The organism is Luteimonas sp. A478 (genome assembly GCF_054052025.1).
In genome coordinates this window covers 97,252-112,808 of record NZ_JBSVRF010000001.1, presented here as the reverse complement: position 1 = coordinate 112,808, position 15,557 = coordinate 97,252, and the positions used below count along the sequence as shown (strand labels likewise).

Annotated in this window: 16 protein-coding genes; 5 read left to right on the top strand and 11 right to left on the bottom strand. The window is 65.7% G+C overall.

All coding sequences use genetic code 11. The features are described 5' to 3' along the window. Nucleotides 1-111: 111 nt before the first annotated feature. Nucleotides 112-1,164, top strand: a complete 1,053-nt coding sequence (locus ACW7G3_RS00570) for a sensor histidine kinase (RefSeq protein WP_456980614.1) — start codon at nucleotides 112-114, stop codon at nucleotides 1,162-1,164. On the opposite strand, the gene ppnN is transcribed toward ACW7G3_RS00570, so the two are convergent. The 4 genes from ppnN to grxD all read right to left on the bottom strand — a co-directional run bounded on the left by ppnN (nucleotide 1,146) and on the right by grxD (nucleotide 7,217). After that, a complete protein-coding gene (gene ppnN / locus ACW7G3_RS00565; protein ID WP_456980613.1) occupies nucleotides 1,146-2,534 on the bottom strand; it encodes a nucleotide 5'-monophosphate nucleosidase PpnN in 1,389 nt (462 codons plus the stop codon). The genes ACW7G3_RS00570 and ppnN overlap by 19 nt on opposite strands. 127 nt (nucleotides 2,535-2,661) lie before the next feature. After that, nucleotides 2,662-5,868, bottom strand: coding sequence for a TonB-dependent receptor (locus ACW7G3_RS00560; RefSeq protein WP_456980612.1), 3,207 nt, complete (start codon nucleotides 5,866-5,868; stop codon nucleotides 2,662-2,664). Between the two features lie 267 nt (nucleotides 5,869-6,135). After that, nucleotides 6,136-6,900, bottom strand: a complete 765-nt coding sequence (locus ACW7G3_RS00555) for an SDR family NAD(P)-dependent oxidoreductase (RefSeq protein WP_456980611.1) — start codon at nucleotides 6,898-6,900, stop codon at nucleotides 6,136-6,138. Then, complete coding sequence (grxD, locus tag ACW7G3_RS00550) at nucleotides 6,897-7,217, bottom strand: Grx4 family monothiol glutaredoxin (RefSeq protein WP_456971511.1); 321 nt, start codon at nucleotides 7,215-7,217, stop codon at nucleotides 6,897-6,899. Before grxD ends, ACW7G3_RS00555 begins: the two co-directional genes overlap by 4 nt. Nucleotides 7,218-7,314: 97 nt before the next feature. Here grxD and ACW7G3_RS00545 point away from each other — a divergent pair, with 97 nt between their 5' ends. Next, the gene (locus ACW7G3_RS00545) at nucleotides 7,315-7,902 is read left to right on the top strand and encodes a Fe-Mn family superoxide dismutase (protein ID WP_456980610.1); all 588 of its coding nucleotides are present in this window, start codon (nucleotides 7,315-7,317) and stop codon (nucleotides 7,900-7,902) included. A 247-nt stretch (nucleotides 7,903-8,149) separates the two neighbouring features. Here ACW7G3_RS00545 and ACW7G3_RS00540 read toward each other — a convergent pair whose 3' ends face one another. Together ACW7G3_RS00540 and purE are read right to left on the bottom strand one after the other, a co-directional pair. Then, the gene (locus ACW7G3_RS00540) at nucleotides 8,150-9,322 is read right to left on the bottom strand and encodes a 5-(carboxyamino)imidazole ribonucleotide synthase (protein WP_456980609.1); all 1,173 of its coding nucleotides are present in this window, start codon (nucleotides 9,320-9,322) and stop codon (nucleotides 8,150-8,152) included. Beyond that, nucleotides 9,319-9,831 (bottom strand): 5-(carboxyamino)imidazole ribonucleotide mutase, encoded by a 513-nt coding sequence (purE, locus tag ACW7G3_RS00535; RefSeq protein ID WP_456980608.1) that lies wholly within the window; start codon nucleotides 9,829-9,831, stop codon nucleotides 9,319-9,321. Before purE ends, ACW7G3_RS00540 begins: the two co-directional genes overlap by 4 nt. Nucleotides 9,832-9,938: 107 nt before the next feature. Here purE and ACW7G3_RS00530 point away from each other — a divergent pair, with 107 nt between their 5' ends. Genes ACW7G3_RS00530 through ACW7G3_RS00520 form a run of 3 tightly spaced genes read left to right on the top strand, consistent with a single transcriptional unit; the run spans nucleotide 9,939 to nucleotide 11,435 of the window. Then, nucleotides 9,939-10,208 (top strand): Trm112 family protein, encoded by a 270-nt coding sequence (locus ACW7G3_RS00530; RefSeq protein WP_456971503.1) that lies wholly within the window; start codon nucleotides 9,939-9,941, stop codon nucleotides 10,206-10,208. A gap of 3 nt (nucleotides 10,209-10,211) precedes the next feature. Then, nucleotides 10,212-11,075 carry a carboxylating nicotinate-nucleotide diphosphorylase gene (nadC, locus tag ACW7G3_RS00525; protein WP_456980607.1) on the top strand — a complete coding sequence of 288 codons (864 nt, stop codon included), beginning with the start codon at nucleotides 10,212-10,214 and terminating at the stop codon, nucleotides 11,073-11,075. 39 nt (nucleotides 11,076-11,114) lie between these two features. Further along, nucleotides 11,115-11,435 (top strand): DUF3301 domain-containing protein, encoded by a 321-nt coding sequence (locus ACW7G3_RS00520; protein WP_456971499.1) that lies wholly within the window; start codon nucleotides 11,115-11,117, stop codon nucleotides 11,433-11,435. A gap of 32 nt (nucleotides 11,436-11,467) precedes the next feature. On the opposite strand, the gene ACW7G3_RS00515 is transcribed toward ACW7G3_RS00520, so the two are convergent. From ACW7G3_RS00515 to petA, 5 genes are all read right to left on the bottom strand, one after another. Then, on the bottom strand, nucleotides 11,468-11,938 hold the full coding sequence (locus ACW7G3_RS00515) for a ClpXP protease specificity-enhancing factor (RefSeq protein ID WP_456971497.1): 471 nt from the start codon (nucleotides 11,936-11,938) through the stop codon (nucleotides 11,468-11,470). 42 nt (nucleotides 11,939-11,980) lie between these two features. Then, nucleotides 11,981-12,619: a glutathione S-transferase N-terminal domain-containing protein gene (locus ACW7G3_RS00510; protein ID WP_456971495.1), complete on the bottom strand. Its 639-nt coding sequence runs from the start codon at nucleotides 12,617-12,619 to the stop codon at nucleotides 11,981-11,983. Nucleotides 12,620-12,790: 171 nt separating this feature from the next. Beyond that, nucleotides 12,791-13,543 carry a cytochrome c1 gene (locus ACW7G3_RS00505; RefSeq protein ID WP_456971493.1) on the bottom strand — a complete coding sequence of 251 codons (753 nt, stop codon included), beginning with the start codon at nucleotides 13,541-13,543 and terminating at the stop codon, nucleotides 12,791-12,793. Next, nucleotides 13,536-14,795, bottom strand: coding sequence for a cytochrome b (locus tag ACW7G3_RS00500; RefSeq protein ID WP_456971491.1), 1,260 nt, complete (start codon nucleotides 14,793-14,795; stop codon nucleotides 13,536-13,538). The genes ACW7G3_RS00505 and ACW7G3_RS00500 overlap by 8 nt, the downstream gene beginning before the upstream one ends. 2 nt (nucleotides 14,796-14,797) lie before the next feature. Further along, on the bottom strand, nucleotides 14,798-15,436 hold the full coding sequence (petA, locus tag ACW7G3_RS00495) for a ubiquinol-cytochrome c reductase iron-sulfur subunit (protein ID WP_456971489.1): 639 nt from the start codon (nucleotides 15,434-15,436) through the stop codon (nucleotides 14,798-14,800). Nucleotides 15,437-15,557 lie beyond the last annotated feature (121 nt).

Sequence of the window (15,557 nt, the reverse complement as noted above, 5' to 3'; positions counted from 1 at the left end):
GGCACTATCGACACGCTGAAGGTACGTGGGACGGGTTGGAGGCACCAGCTTTCCCCGACCAGTGGCCCGCGAGAAGGACCGAGCGGTGCCCACAGCACCTATGATTCACCCATGAACCACGCCGCCACCAGCCAACCCCTTGACGCCCTCTGGCAGGCTCCCGCCATTGTTTGGTCGATCCTGGCCGGGCTGTGCCTGGCATTGGTATTGACCTTTTCGCCGGGCGTGGAGGACAACCGGTTGGTGGTGTTCGGGCTGGCCTCGTTCCTGATCCAGTGGGTGATCCTGCTAACCTTGGGCAGCCTGTACGCGCTGCGCCGGCCGATTGGCAGGCTCAGCCCATACCGGGTGGCGCTGCTCGCGCTGCTGATGATGCTGGGCTGGACCTGGATTGTCACCGGCACCGCGCGGGGGCTGGTGGGTCCGGCCCTGCTGGGCAGCGGATCGGACTGGCTGGGGCCGATGGCCCGGGTGACGGGAATCGCGCTGGCAGTCGGCACCCTCGGCCTCGCCGCGTTCCACAACCACTGGCGGGCGCGCCAAGCGGCGGTCCGGGCCAAGCAGGCGGAGCTGGAGGCACTGCAGGCGCGTACGCACCCGCACTTCCTATTCAACAGCCTCAACACCGCGCTCGCTCTGCTGCATCAGCGACCGGATGAGGCGGAGCGCGTGCTGCTCGATCTTTCCGACCTGTTCCGCAGCGCCCTTGCCGGGCCGCGCTTCATCCCTCTTGCCGAAGAGCTTGACCTGGCGCGACGCTACCTGGAGATCGAGAGTCTCCGGCTTGGTGCGCGCCTGAACGTGCGCTGGGACCTGCCTTCCCCCCTGCCCGAGGTGGACGTCCCGGCGCTATCGATCCAGCCGCTGGTCGAGAACGCGGTGCGCCATGGCATCGAGCCGCGCCGGGAAGGCGGACGCATCGACGTGATGCTGACTCACGCCGGGAACCACTTGCGGATCACCGTGCACAACGACCTGCCCACCGGGGTGGCAGTCGGCACGGGCAAAGGCCATGGTGTGGGCCAGCCTTCGGTCGCCAGCCGGATCGAGGCGATGACGGGCGGCCAGGGATCATTGACCACCTTGATTGAGGACGGGCGCTACGCAGCGACGATTACCGCTCCGTTGAGACCGCCCTCCACGCCTCAGGTCACCACCTCATAACAAGGCCGATACTGCCCCGAAATCTTCATCCGCCTCTGCTGCACAAACGCCCGCAGCAGCGCATCCAGGGCCTCCATCATGTCCTTGTCGCCATGGATCTTGAACGGTCCGTGCTCTTCCACCCGGCGCATGCCCTCTTCCTTCACGTTGCCGGCGACGATGCCGGAGAACGCACGGCGCAGATCGGCGGCCAGTGCGTAGGGCTTGCGGCCGTGGTGCAGGTCCAGACCGGCCATGGCCTCGTGGGTGGGGATGAAGGGCTGCTGGAATTCCAGCGGGATGTGCAGTGACCAGTTGAAGAAGAACGAGTCCTTGCGTTCGATCCGGCGCTGACGCACCTGGCGCACGCCCTGCACCATGCTGCGGGCCACCTGCTCCGGGTCGTCGATGATGATCTCGTAGAGCCCGGCGGCCTCTTCGCCCAGCGTGAGGCGAATGAACTGGTCGATCTGCTCGAAGTACGGCGCGGCCGAGGTGGGGCCGGTGAAGATGACCGGCATGGCCAGGCCCTGGTTCTCCTCGCGCAGCAGCAGGCCCAGCAGGTACAGGATCTCCTCGGCGGTGCCGACGCCGCCCGGGAATACGATCACGCCGTGGCCGGTGCGCAGGAAGGCCTCCAGGCGCTTCTCGATGTCCGGCATGATCACCAGGTGGTTGACGATCGGATTGGGCGACTCAGCGGCGATGATGCCCGGCTCGGTGATGCCCAGATACCGCGATTTGTATCGGCGCTGCTTGGCGTGGGCCACGTTGGCGCCCTTCATCGGGCCCTTCATCGCACCCGGGCCACAGCCGGTGCAGATGTCGAAGCCGCGCAGGCCCAGCTCGTAGCCGACCAGTTTGGTGTAGTCGTACTCGGCGCGGGTGATGGAGTGGCCGCCCCAGCACACCACCAGGTTCGGCTCGCCCGGCTGCAATACGCGGGCGTTGCGCAGGTGGCCGAAGACCTCGTCGGTGATTTCCTCGGAGGTCCCGGGCGGGTGGCCCGCGTCCTCGTCACGCTCGATCGCGGTCCAGGCCAGGTCACGGACCACGGCAAACAGCAGTTCGGCGATGCCCTGGATGATCTGCCCATCGACGAAGGCCATGGCCGGCGCGTCGGTCAGGTCCAGGCGCAGGCCGCGGTCGTGCTGCAGCACCTGGATGTCGAAAGTGGGATACAGCTCCTGCGCAGCGCGCGGGTCGTCGCTGGCGCTGCCGCTGGTCAGCACGGCCAGCGCGCAGCGGCGCAGCAGGTCGTGCAGGCCTCCGCGCGAGGCGTCCTTCAGCCGGGCCACTTCCGTGTGGGAAAGGATATCCAGACCGCCATGGGGGTAGATGCGGGCGCTCTGTACCGGCACCGCCTTCGGCGCCTTCAATTCTTCGGTCATATCTTCCTGTTCTTGTCGTTTTATCCAGGCTGGAACTTTACGGTATTTGCCCCGGCAGGGGGCGCCACAAATAGAAACGGCCGGGACAAGCCCGGCCGTTTCCTTCAAGCATGTTGCGTAGTGCAGGTCAGAACTTGTACTTCAGGCTCAGCATGACCGACCAGCGGGAAACGCCGGTGTTGATGCCGTCACCGTTGTTTTCCTGGATGCCGGCACTGTCGGTGGAACCGGTGAAGTTGTAGACGTACTTGCCGGTTGCCGGGTCAATACCCGCGTAGTTGGCCACGCGACGGGTCGCGTAGAAGCCGTAGTCCTCGATCAGGCCCCAGTCCTTGTTGATCAGGTTGCCCACGTTCATCACGTCCAGGGCCACCTCGGCCTTGTGGCCGAAGAACATCGGGATCTCCTGGCTCACGCGCAGGTCGAAGGTGTTGGTCCAGCCCGCGCGGTGCGAGTTGGCCGGCACCACGCCGCCCTGGTAGCTCTTCAGGTGCGGGTTCTGGTTGAGCCATTCGAAGAAGTCGGCTTCCATCTCCGCGCCGCCGGTGAACAGCACGTCACCCGGACCGTTCGGAACGTAGAACAGGTCGTTGGTGTTGGCGCTGTCGCCGTTGACGTCGTTGTAGAAGATGTAGCTGTAAGGACGGCCGGCACGACCTTCATAGAACACGCCAACGCGGGTGTAGTTGTCGCCGAACAGCGCCTTCTGCCAGGTCAGCGAACCGGTGAAACGGTCCTTGATCGCGTAACGCGAGTTGTAGTCGACCGGCTGATTGGCCTGGAACACCATCTGGTTATTCCAGTTCGACGAGTTCTGCGAGCTGGTGGCCGGGCTGAACTCGGTGGCGTGGGTGTAGGTGTAACCCATCGACCAGCCCCACTCGTCCTGCATCGGCTTGGACAGCGCCAGGGTGAGCTGACGGGCCGAGCCTTCATCGGTGTTGCGGATCACGATGGCCTGGGCCACTTCCGGATGCTTGTTGGCACGGTTGCCCGCGCCGCCCTGGCCGTGGGTCATGCCGAAGTTGCCGGCGTTGGTCGGGTCACGGCCCGCCTCGTTCCAGTAAATGGCACGGCCGTCCTGGCCAAACGCCGTCGGCGTACCCACGTCGATGCGGTCAAACCACAGCGCGTTCTTGTTCTTGGTCAGCAGCAGCTCGGCCGACGCCACCACGCCGTACCACGGCAGCTCGTGATCGAACGCCAGGTTGGCCTTCCAGATCGAAGGCAGGGCCAGGCCGGGCTCGATCATGTCGGCGGTGATCAGAGGGGGAGAAGCGGTGCCTGCCGGGATTGCGGGCGGCAGGGTCGGGCTGAACGCCGGCACGTTGTCGTCACGCAGGTTGTAGGTGTCGAAGTTCAGGCCGGTGTTCGAGAACGGACCAGCCAGCCACACGTTCGGGTTGCCACCCTGGAACAGGCCCACGCCGCCGCGCAGCTGGGTCGGGCGATCGCTGTCGAAGGTGTAGTTGAAGCCGAAGCGCGGCTGCCACAGCTTCTTGTCCACGGTGACCCTGTTGTCGTAGCCGTAGATGTCCAGCAGGCGCTGGTTGAAGATCGGGCTGTCGCCGAAGTCCGGCATGTCCACGCGCAGGCCGGCGGTCAGGGTCAGGTTGTAGTTGACCGCCCACGTGTCCTGCACGAACAGGCCGAGGTTGCGGAAGGTGTACGCGGCCGGGATGTCGCTGAAGTCGCCACCCGGACGCGGGGCGCGCAGGTCGTAACGGAACGCATTGCCGGCCTCGAAGTCTTCCAGGCTGTCGAAGGTGTACACACCGTTCAGGTCGCGGCCGTAGAAGTTGAGGACGTCGTTGTCTTCGTAGTCGAAGCCGAACTTGAAGGTGTGGTCGCCCACATACCAGTTGGCAGCGCCGAACAGCGAGAGCTGCGACGTCTCGACCACGTTGACGTGGCGGTTGCGCTCGGTGCCAAGGTTCACCGTGCTCTGGCCCACGCCGCCGGCGTTGTTGATGATCACGCCCGGCAGGTTGGCGAACGGCGCGGCGACGGAATCATAGTCGCGCTGCGACACCTTGAACTCGGTGGACAGGTTGTCGCCCCAGTCGCTGAACAGCTCGAACATGTAGCTTTCGAAGTTCTTGTTCTGGTTGAACCAGTAGCTGCTGAGCGAAATGCTGTTGTTGCCGATGCCCGGAATGCGCGGCTCCACCTGCTCCATCTTGCTGTAGCGGAACGCAGCGCGGTGGTCGTCGCTGATGTTCCAGTCCAGCTTGATCGCGTACTCCTCGATGTCGGTCTTGCTGGACTCGGGGAGTTCGAAGGTGCCGGCGTCGAAACCGAACGACTGCGCGGCAGCCTGGATGCGGTCGATATGTGCATCGGTGATGTCGCCGCGGCCGTACGGGGTACCTGCCAGGCTGGTGCCCGGGGCGCTGCGGGTGAACTTCTCGTAGTTGGCGAAGAAGAACAGGCGATCCTTGATCAGCGGACCACCGAAGGTCATGCCGTAGGTTTCTTCCTTGTCGAAGCCGTTGAAGTCGATGCCCTGCAGGTCGCTGCGCACCCAGTCGCCGTCGCGCAGGTTGTAGTACATGGTGCCGCTGAATTCGTTGGTGCCCGACTTGGTCACCGCGTTGACCACGGCGCCGGTGCCACCGGAGATGGTCACATCGTAGTTGGCCAGGTCGATCTGAATTTCCTCGATCGCGTCCATCGACACCGGCTGGCGCTGGGTCGGCATGTTGTTGGCTTCGAGGCCGAACGGATCGCTGCTGCTGATGCCGTCGATGCGGATCACGTTGAAGCGCGAGTTCTGGCCACCGGCCGAAATCGCACCGTCTGCCTTGCTGATCTGGGAGATGCGCGGGTCCAGGCGGATGTAGTCCTGGATGTTGCGGGTAGCCGAAGGCAGCGCTTCGATGGTGCGCTGGTCAACGTTGGTGCCGGTACCCATTTTGGTGGAGCTGAAGATGTCGGAGCCAACGTAGGTGCCGGTGGCAACAACGCGGTCCAGGGTGGTCACGTCGCCGACCAGAATGGCGTTGACGGTGTTGACCTGGCTCAGGTTGAGGTACACATCGTCTTCGGTCCGGGTGCCCTCACCCGGCTTGGTGACGGTGACGGAGTAAGGACCACCCACGCGCAGGCCGCGGGCGTTGTAACGACCGCTGGCGTCCGTGCTAACACGACTGACCGTGCCGGACTCCGTGTGCAGGATGGTCACTTCGGCGCCAGCTACCGGCTGGCCATCGGAACCAACAACCTGCCCGCCAATACCAGCGGAGGTGCTCTGGGCAAACGCGGGAGCCGCGGCAAGCGCGACAATCAAACCGAGCGACAGCTTCGAGAGGCGGACGCGGTGCTTGGGAGTCATGTTCAATGGCCTCGATACGTACGTGGATGGTTGCCACGCAGTCCGGCGCGGCAGATGGGAAATCCATTGGGGGTGGGGAGACAGGCCGACGCGCGTTCGCGGGCCAGCCTGTTAACAAGAGATTAACACGGTAGCCGCCGTGTATGACAGCAATATGACGGTCGGCGAAGTACTGCAACCTGCTGGATGGCCGGCGATTTCATGCGGAATTCGAACAAGGTGCTGCAAGTGCTTGCACACAGGTCATCCGCGGCAGCAAGACCCCTACTACAGGCTTGATCCGGCGCCGCCCCAGATGCGGCCGCGATGCGCATTGCCGGCGGCTGAAAGCAGGTTCACGCAAGCCTGGGCGTACGCAGCGGGATCGGCCGCTTCCGGCCCTTCCCGATCCATGTAGGCCTGGGCCCGCAGCGGAGTGCGCATGGGGCCGGGGCGCAGCCCGCAGACCCGTACCGTGGTGCTGGCAAGTTCGCTGTGCAGCATGGGCACCAGCACCTCCAACCCGCCCTGGGCGATGCCGTAGCCACCCCAATAAGCCTGCGAGGTGCGTGCCGGATCGTCGATCGCAAACACCACCGCGCCGTCTTCGGACCGGCGCAGCAGCGGCAGGCAGGCCTGGGTCAGCCACCAGCGGGCGGTGAGGTTGACGTGGATGGCACGCGCGAAGGCGGCCGGGTCGGTGTGCTCCAGCGGTGTCAGTCCGGGAAAGTCCGCGGCGCAGTGGAGCACGCCATCCAGCTGGCCGAACGCTTCTTCAATCCGCCCGGCCATCTCGGCGTAGTCATCCGGACCCGCCCCCTCCAGATCCAGCGGATACAGGGCCGCCTCCCCGCCGCTTTTGGCGATGGCATCGTGCACCCGGTTGAGCCGGGGCACTTTGCGCCCGAGCAGCACCAGCCTGGCACCCGCTGCGGCACAGGCCAGCGAGGCCTCGCGACCCAGTCCGCCGTGCGCTCCAACCACCAGTACGACACGTCCGGCCAGCGGACCGTCTCCGACCGGTGCGGAGGCGGAAGATGCCGTCGCGGTCACGGCTTGTCGATCTCCGCCACCATTCGGGCCAGCTCGCCTGATTCGTGCAGCTCCAGCGTGATATCGCTGCCGCCGATCAGCTCACCGTTGATGAACAGCTGCGGGAAGGTGGGCCAGTTGGAATAGCGCGGCAGGTTGGCGCGGATTTCCGGATCTTCCAGCACGTTGACCGTATGCAGCTCCTGCACGCCGGACTGAAGGAGCGCCTGGGTCGCGCGGTTGGAAAACCCGCACATGGGGAACTGCGGGGTTCCCTTCATGAAAAGGACGATCGGATGCTGCTCCACCTCGTCCCGGATGCGCTGCATGACTGCCATGAACAACTCCTGCGAAGCCGGTCGCGGTGGTTCCGGGACCGGCATCACTGTCTGGGGGTTAGAATCCGGACCATTGTAATCCTTGCATCGGCCGCGCATGCCCTTCGAACTGCCAGCACTGCCCTACGAACGTACCGCCCTGGAACCGCACCTTTCGGGGGAGACCCTGGATCTGCACCACGGGCACCTGCAGCGTGGACATCTGGAACGGCTGGATACGCTTGCCGCCGGCACCGTGTTTGCGGAGATGCCGCTGGAAGAGATCACCCGCAAGGCCCAGGGCGCGATGGCCGAATGCGCGGCCCAGGCCTGGGCGATGGGTCTTTACTGGAATGGCCTGAAGGCCTCAGCCGTTGACAGCGGCGGCGAGCCGGAGGGCAAGCTGGCCGACGCGATCAACACGGCGTTCGGCAGCCTGGCCGGGCTGCGAAAGCACTTCAACCAGGCCTCACTGCGGAGCTTTGGCCCCGGCTGGGCCTGGCTGCTGCAACGCACTGACGGACGCCTGGCGACCGCCGTCACCCCCCACTCGGTCACCCCGCTCACCGGACCTGACCGCGTCCTGCTGGCCTGCAGCCTGTGGGAACACGCTTACGTGCTGGACTACCGCGACGACCGCGGGAAATACCTGGAAGCGTTCTGGCAGCTGGTCGACTGGGACGCCGTCACCGGCCGCATGGCCTGACCCGGCTGCTGGGCCCGGTTGGTGTGGCCCCGGTTGGTGTGGCCCCGGTTGGTGTGGCCCCGGTTGGTGTGGCCCCGGTTGGTGTGGCCCCGGTTGGTGTGGCCCCGGTTGGTGTAGGAGCGCGCCATGCGCGCGAAGCCGCGTGACATCGGGCAACGCGGTGGAGCTTCGGGAGCACCACCGGCACCGGTACCGAAATTACGCCGCGCGATCATGGGTCACGCGGCTTCGCGCGCATGGCGCGCTCCTACAGGGAGGAGTCGTGCAGCGCGGCGATAACCGGGCTCACCTGCGACCTGCGGCCGAAGGCGTCGCCGACGCGTTGCAGGGCCGCTGCCAGGGTCTGTGGCGCATCGGCACGCAGCGTGGCGTGGCCCACCTTGCGGCCCGCACGCGCCTGTTTCCCATAGTCGTGCCAATGGCCACCCGCCTCACGCAGCACCGGCGCCGGATCCGGCATGTCGCCGATCCAGTTGAGCATGCAGGAATGGCCAATCGCGTCCGTCGCGCCCAACGGCAACCCCAGCACCGCCCGCAGATGATTTTCGAACTGCGAGGTCTGCGCGCCCTCGATCGTCCAGTGACCGGAGTTGTGCACCCGCGGCGCCATCTCGTTGGCCATCAGCCCGCTGCCGCAGCAGAACAGCTCCAGCGCGAACACGCCTACGTAGTCGAGCTCTTCCGCGAGCCGCCGCGCATAGCCGGATGCAGTTTCCGCCAGCGCCGGATCAACCCCCGGCGCGGGTGCGAGACTGGCTGACAGCACGCCGTCCACGTGCCAGTTCCAGGTCAGCGGCCAGGTGCGGAATTCGCCGTCGCGCCCGCGCACCGCCACCACGCTCAGCTCGCGGTCGAAAGGCACGAAGGCTTCCAGGATCAGCCCGACCTTCTGCGCCTGCGTACCCAGTGCCTCCCAGGCCTGCGCAGCGTCGTCGGGGCCGTGGATACGGAACTGGCCCTTGCCGTCATAGCCAAGGCGCCGGGTCTTGAGAATGCATGGCGTGCCAATACGGGCAATCGCCGTGTCCAGCCCTTCGCGCGATGCCACGTCTTCAAACGCTGGCACTGGAATATCCAGCTGCTGGAACAGGGTTTTCTCCGTCAGCCGGTCCTGGGCAGCAGCCAGCGCCTCCGGGTTGGGGAACACCTTGACCCGTTCGGCCAGGCGCCTGGCGGAGTCGGCCGGCACGTTTTCGAAATCAAACGTGGCCACGTCCACCTTGGCGGCGAAGTCGGCCAGCGCCGCCTGGTCATCGTAGCCGGCAGCAAGCTGGGGCACGATCTGTCCGGCACAGGCGTCGGCGGCCGGATCCAGCACCTGGAACCGCAGCCCCAGAGGCACCCCTGCCAGCGCAAGCATCCTGGCCAGCTGCCCGCCGCCCAGGATCCCCACCACCGGCCTTTTACCCTTGGTGGTCACTTGCGCGGATCGCTGTCGAGGACGACCGCTTCGGTCTGCCGGCGGCGGAAAGCATCCAGCGCTGCGGCGATGCGGGCATCGGTGCCGGCCACCATGGCAGCTGCAAACAGCGCGGCGTTGGCCGCCCCGGCCGCGCCAATGGAAAAGGTGGCCACCGGTACACCGGAGGGCATCTGCACGATGGACAGCAGCGAGTCCATTCCGTTGAGCGCCCGGGATTGCACTGGCACGCCCAGCACCGGCACCGCGGTCTTGGACGCCAGCATGCCGGGCAGATGGGCCGCCCCGCCGGCGCCGGCGATGATTGCGCGCAGGCCGCGATCAGCAGCAGTGGACGCGTAGTCGAACATGACATCGGGCGTGCGGTGCGCGGAAACCACCCGCACCTCGTGCGGCACGCCGAGCGCTTCGAGCTTCTCGACGGCGTGCTGCATCGTGTCCCAATCAGAACGCGAACCCATGACAACGCCAACAATCGGCGCTGCGGAATCTGCTGGCGTGGCTGACATGCGGTTCCTCGTCGGCAAAGCGCCATTTTAGCCGGTTCGGGCCGGGCCTGCGGCACAGGTGTTACGCTTTTCCCCAGCCCCTACATCTTTCGACAGAAAAGGTATTCATGGACCGCAAACTGCTGGACATCCTCGTCTGCCCGGCCACCCGCCAGTCGCTGTCCGTGCTTGAAAAGCACGGCATGCAGGCGCTCAACGCGGCGATCACGGCCGGCCAGGTGAACCGCTCCGACGACACTCCCGAAACCGTTCCGCTGCGCGAGGCGCTGGTGACCCGCGACCGCAAGCTGGTGTACCGCATCGACGAAGGCATCCCGGTGCTGCTGGCCGACGAGGCCATCCCCACTTCCAACGTGGCCGGCTTCACGGAAACCTGAGCCATGGCCCTGCAACCACCTCCTCAGGCCATGATCGAGGCCGATGTGGCTCGCGCATTGGCCGAGGACCTGGGCGATGGCGACGTGACCGCTGCCCTGCTGCCCGACACCGCGGACAGCGCCTATCTGCTGTGCAAGGAAGATGCGGTGGTCTGCGGCCGCCCCTGGTTCGAGGCCTGCCACCGGGCGCTTGATCCCGCGGTGCGGATCGACTGGCGGGTGGCCGAGGGAGACCGGGTATCGGCCGGCACCGTGCTGGCGACCCTTGAGGGGCGCGCCCGCGCCCTGGTCAGCGCCGAACGCACGGCACTGAATTTCATGCAGACGCTCAGCGGCACGGCCACCACCACCGCCGCCCATGTGGGCGCGGTGCGCGGCACCAAAGCCCGGATCCTGGACACGCGCAAGACCCTGCCCGGCCTGCGGCTGGCGCAGAAATATGCCGTGCAGGCTGGCGGTGGGTTCAACCACCGAATGGGGCTGTACGATGCGGTCATGCTGAAGGAAAACCATGTGCGCGTGGCCGACTCAGTCAGCGCCGCCATTGCTCGCGCACGCGAGCTGCACCCTGCCCTTCCGCTGATCGTCGAGGTGGAAACCCTCGTGCAGCTGCGCGAAGCGCTGGAGGCAGGGTGCGATCGCATCCTGATCGACAACTTCGCCGCCGCCGACCGGCGCGAGGCAGTGCGGATCGCCGGCGGCGAGCCGTTCAGCGGAGGGATCCCGCTCGAGGTATCGGGCAACGTTGATCTGGACAGCCTGCGTGCGGTAGCCGGGGACGGTGTGGACTTCGTTTCCATCGGCGCGCTGACCAAGCATGTGCACGCCATTGATTTGTCCATGAAACTCGGCCCGCCACCGGCCTGAGCCGCCCGCTGGCCGTGTCCTATGGGCCACAATGGCGCCATGGAATGGATGACGCTGGCGATGATCCTGGGCGCCGCGGGCGCTGCTTTCTGGAGCGCCTCGCGCGCGGCCGCCGAGCGGGCCACTGAGCTGGGCCGCGACGCCTGCAAGCGTGCGGGGGTACAGCTGCTGGACCACAGCGTGCATGCGGAACGGCTGCGCGTGCGCCGGCGCGACGACGGGCGCCTGGGCCTCGAGTACAGCTTCCGCTTCTACTGGTCTGACGATGGCGTACAGCGCCACGTCGGCCGCATGGTCTTGCAGGGCGAGAAGCTGGTGGGGTTCAGCGGCCCCTTGCCCGGAACCGGAACCGGGGTCTGATCAGGCCCGCACGCGGAGCGCTGCACCCGGGCCTACTTCACCACGCGAAGGTGCCCGCGCTTGGGCGGCGTGGACTCTGGCCCCGGACCATCGCTACCACCATTGCCATTGCCGCCATCATCCGGCGATGACGGAGGCACGCCCTCGGGACCGGGTTGCGGGCCCCCCACGTCTTCCGGCAGCACCATCCCCTGTCCTGTTTCACGCGCATAGATGGCAATCACCGCCGCCATGGGCACGTCAACCGGCTGGCTGACCCCGCCAAAGCGGGCGGAAAAGCGCACCGAGTCATTGTCCATCTGCAGGCGCGCCACGGCACGCTCTGCCACGTTCAGCACCACCCTGCCGTCCTTGACGGAATGGAGAGGGACGCGCACGCCGGGCTGCTCCGCATCCACCAGCAGGTGGGGGGTCATGCCGTTGTCAGCGATCCATTCGTACAACGCCCGTAACAGGTACGGGCGGTGGCTGGTCATCGCCGGGAAGTCTTCTTCATTGCTCATGCGGCCAGTTTAACCGCTGCGGGCCCGCGGCGACCCCCGGGCTCAGCCCGGAAGCTCGTTGAGCTTGCGCTCGGCGGCGGTCAGGCTGCGCTCGAAGGCCGGGTTGCGGAACAGCCGGCCACCGTAATCTTCGATTGCCTTGCCATCCCTGGGCAAGGGAACGCCCAGCGCAGGCAGTCGCCACACGATCGGCGCCATGGCGCAGTCGGCCAGGCTCATCTCGCCGTTGAGATAGAACTTGTGCGCCTTGAACAGCGGGACCGAGGCGGTCACCAGCTCCCTCAGCCGCTTGCGCGCGTCATCTGCTTCGCGCTTGGTGCCGCGCTGGATCTTCTGGATCTGTGGCACCCAGTCGTGCTCCAGGCGCAGCATGGCCAGGCGCAGGCGCGCCCGGGCCAGCGGTTCGATCGGCATCAGCGGCGGATGCGGATAGCGCTCGTCCAGGTATTCGCAGACCACGCTGGCCGCGTACAGCACCATTTCCCGCTCCACCAGGGTGGGCACGGAATGGTAGGGATTGAGATCAATCAGATCCTCGGGCGGATCCTGTGGATCCACGGAGATCAGGTCGTGGGTGACTCCCTTGACCGCCAGGACCAGGCGGACCCGATGACACAGCACATCGTCATCGGATGAAAACAGGGTAAGCGCATTGCGCATACGTGGACTCGCAGCCGTCATTTGGCCCTCTCCAGTCGCCGGATTCCGCCGGCTACATCAGGCGCCGCCCACCCCTTGCGTGCGGTCGCCACGGTTCCCCGGGTTTTCATCCGCGTCTGCCGGGTACCGCGCAGAGCGCGCCCGGCAATGCGGACCCGGCATCCCAGCCGGATCCGCTGAACATCCTGCGGCTTACTTCACGTCCCGCCAGTACTCCTGCTTGAGCAACCAGGTCAGAAGCGTGAAGAACGCCAGGAACAGGAGGACCCAGACGCCGATGCCCTGGCGCTTGAGTGCCGCCGGCTCCGCGGCGTACTCGAGAAAAGCGGTGATGTCGCGGACGCTGCGCTGGAACTCCTCGGCGCTCTGGCTGCCAGGCTGGGCCAGCTCCAGACGCTCGATGGTCGGTGCGCCCATCTCGTCCGCCGGCCCCAGCACGGGCCGCTGCGGGCCCTGCAGGTTCCACAGCGGATTGGGCATGGACACATCAGGGAACCAGGTGTTGTTCCAGCCCAGCGCGCTCGAGTCATCCTGATAGAAGCTCATCAGGAAGGTATAGACCCAGTCCGGGCCGCCGATCTTGGAGCGCACGGTGAGCGACAGGTCTGGCGGGGCAACGCCGAACCATTCCGCAGCGCCGTCGGCCGGCATGGCCGAAACGATGTGCTCGCCGAACGGCGCGCCGGTGAAGTTGAGGTTTTCCATCACCTCTTCTTCGCTCAGTCCCAGGTCCTCAGCCATGCGCGAGTAGCGCAGGTGCTCCAAGGAATGACAGGCCGAGCAGTAGTTCATGAACAGCTTGGCGCCGCGCTGCAGCGACCCACGGTCACTCAGGTCGGTACCCGACTGCATCAGCCCGGTCGAACCACCGGCCGCCAATGCAGAGAAGGACAGCAGCAGGCCGGCGAGGATCGCGGTCGTGCGGGCGAAGAGATTCTTAGTCATGTGTCGTCACCCGTTCCGGCACAGGCTTGGTGCTGTCCATCTTCGTCCATATCGGCATGGTGATGAAGAAAGCGAAGTAGTAGAAGGTCAGGATACGGCCAACGATGGTCTCGACCGGATCGGTACCGGGGCCGGCGCCGATCTTGCCCAGCCACACGAAGGTGATCGCAAACAGGCCAAGCAGCACCTTCGACATCAGGCCGCGGTAGCGGTAGGACTTGACCTTGGCCCGGTCAAGCCACGGCACCGCGAACAGGATCGCGATGGCACCGAACATGACCATCACGCCGCCGAGCTTGTCAGGAATCACCCGCAGCATCGCGTAGTACGGCGTGTAGTACCACACCGGCTTGATCAGCTCGGGGGTGACCATCGGATTGGCTTCAACGAAGTTGTCGTGCTCGATGAACCAGCCGCCGAACTCGGGCACGAAGAAGATCACGAACGCCGCCAGGAACAGCATCGCCGCGACGTAGAACGTGTCCTTGACCGTGTAGTACGGGTGGAACGGCACGCCATCCCTCGGAGCGGTCGGCGACCAGCGGTTGCCCTTCGGGCCCTGCTTGATCTCCACGCCGTCGGGGTTGTTGGAGCCGACCTCGTGCAGTGCGCCCAGGTGCAGCACCACCAGCAGCAGCAGCACCAGCGGCAGGGCGATCACGTGCAGGGCGAAGAAGCGGTTCAGGGTGGCATCGCTGGGCAGGTAGTCGCCCATGATCCACTCGACCAGGCCACCGCCGATGATCGGGATCGCGCCGAACAGCGAGATGATCACCTTCGCGCCCCAGAACGACATCTGGCCCCACGGCAGCACGTAGCCCAGGAACGCCTCGGCCATCAGCACCAGGTAGATCAGCATGCCGAGGATCCACACCAGCTCGCGCGGCTTCTGGTAACTGCCGTACATCAGCCCGCGGAACATGTGCAGGTACACGGCGATGAAGAAGAACGACGCTCCGGTGGAATGCATGTACCGGATCAGCCAGCCCCACTCCACGTCGCGCATGATGTATTCGACGGAGTGGAACGCCTCGGCGGCCGAGGGCTTGTAGTGCATCGTCAGGAAGATGCCGGTGACGATCTGGTTGACCAGGATCACCGTGGACAGCACGCCGAAGATGTACCAGATGTTGAAGTTCTTCGGTGCGTAGTACTCGGTCATGTGCTTGCGGTACATCGGCATCAGCGCCGGCGCCCGCTCGTTGACCCAGTCCATTACGCCATTGGCGCTACGGGTGAAGATGTTGGACATGTTCAAGCCGCTCCTTCAGGGTCGACGCCGACGACGATGGTGTTGTCATCGACATAGTGATGCGGAGGAACGACCAGGTTGGCCGGCGCCGGCATCCCGGCGTAGACGCGACCGGACATGTCGAACTTGGATTTGTGGCACGGGCAGAAATACCCGCCCTTCCAGTCGGCATCGAATGGCGCGGGGCCGATTTCGGCCACCATCTCCGGGGAGCAGCCCAGATGGGTGCAGATTCCCACCAGCACCAGCACCTCCGGGCGCAGCGAACGCAGCTCCGGGTCGCCTTCGAGCACGTAGTCGGGCTGCTGATCGGCGTTCTTTGACAGCGGATCGCTGAGCAGGCTGTCCAGGGTGGGCAGCAGATCCAGGATCTGCTGGGTGCGGCGTACCACCCACACCGGCTGGCCGCGCCACTCCACGATCATGCGCTGGCCCGTCTGCAGGCCGCTGATATCGACCGTCACCGGCGCACCGGCGGTCAACGCCCGCGCGCTGGGATTCCACGACTTGATGAACGGGATTGCCGCTGCGCCGACCCCGACCGCGCCGACCACTGCCGTGGTGGCGGTCAGGAACCTGCGCCTGCCCGTGTTGACTGGATCCTCGCCGCTGGCAGGATCGATCACCGCTTCATTGGCCATCCGGCACTCCGCAAACCTGATCGCTAGCTGTTGAAAATCGATTCAAGCGGCCCACCCGAACGTCGGACCGGCCGCCAAAGACAATGGAGTGTAACGGATGGCTGAATCGACCGACAATCTC

What these genes read in the sequence shown, in the direction of transcription:
- ACW7G3_RS00570 (WP_456980614.1), top strand. Translation starts at nt 112, where the DNA reads ATGAACCACGCCGCCACCAGCCAACCCCTTGACGCCCTCTGGCAGGCT.
- ppnN (WP_456980613.1), bottom strand. Translation starts at nt 2,534, where the DNA reads ATGACCGAAGAATTGAAGGCGCCGAAGGCGGTGCCGGTACAGAGCGCC.
- ACW7G3_RS00560 (WP_456980612.1), bottom strand. Translation starts at nt 5,868, where the DNA reads ATGACTCCCAAGCACCGCGTCCGCCTCTCGAAGCTGTCGCTCGGTTTG.
- grxD (WP_456971511.1), bottom strand. Translation starts at nt 7,217, where the DNA reads ATGGCAGTCATGCAGCGCATCCGGGACGAGGTGGAGCAGCATCCGATC.
- ACW7G3_RS00545 (WP_456980610.1), top strand. Translation starts at nt 7,315, where the DNA reads ATGCCCTTCGAACTGCCAGCACTGCCCTACGAACGTACCGCCCTGGAA.
- purE (WP_456980608.1), bottom strand. Translation starts at nt 9,831, where the DNA reads ATGTCAGCCACGCCAGCAGATTCCGCAGCGCCGATTGTTGGCGTTGTC.
- ACW7G3_RS00530 (WP_456971503.1), top strand. Translation starts at nt 9,939, where the DNA reads ATGGACCGCAAACTGCTGGACATCCTCGTCTGCCCGGCCACCCGCCAG.
- nadC (WP_456980607.1), top strand. Translation starts at nt 10,212, where the DNA reads ATGGCCCTGCAACCACCTCCTCAGGCCATGATCGAGGCCGATGTGGCT.
- ACW7G3_RS00520 (WP_456971499.1), top strand. Translation starts at nt 11,115, where the DNA reads ATGGAATGGATGACGCTGGCGATGATCCTGGGCGCCGCGGGCGCTGCT.
- ACW7G3_RS00515 (WP_456971497.1), bottom strand. Translation starts at nt 11,938, where the DNA reads ATGAGCAATGAAGAAGACTTCCCGGCGATGACCAGCCACCGCCCGTAC.
- ACW7G3_RS00510 (WP_456971495.1), bottom strand. Translation starts at nt 12,619, where the DNA reads ATGACGGCTGCGAGTCCACGTATGCGCAATGCGCTTACCCTGTTTTCA.
- ACW7G3_RS00505 (WP_456971493.1), bottom strand. Translation starts at nt 13,543, where the DNA reads ATGACTAAGAATCTCTTCGCCCGCACGACCGCGATCCTCGCCGGCCTG.
- ACW7G3_RS00500 (WP_456971491.1), bottom strand. Translation starts at nt 14,795, where the DNA reads ATGTCCAACATCTTCACCCGTAGCGCCAATGGCGTAATGGACTGGGTC.
- petA (WP_456971489.1), bottom strand. Translation starts at nt 15,436, where the DNA reads ATGGCCAATGAAGCGGTGATCGATCCTGCCAGCGGCGAGGATCCAGTC.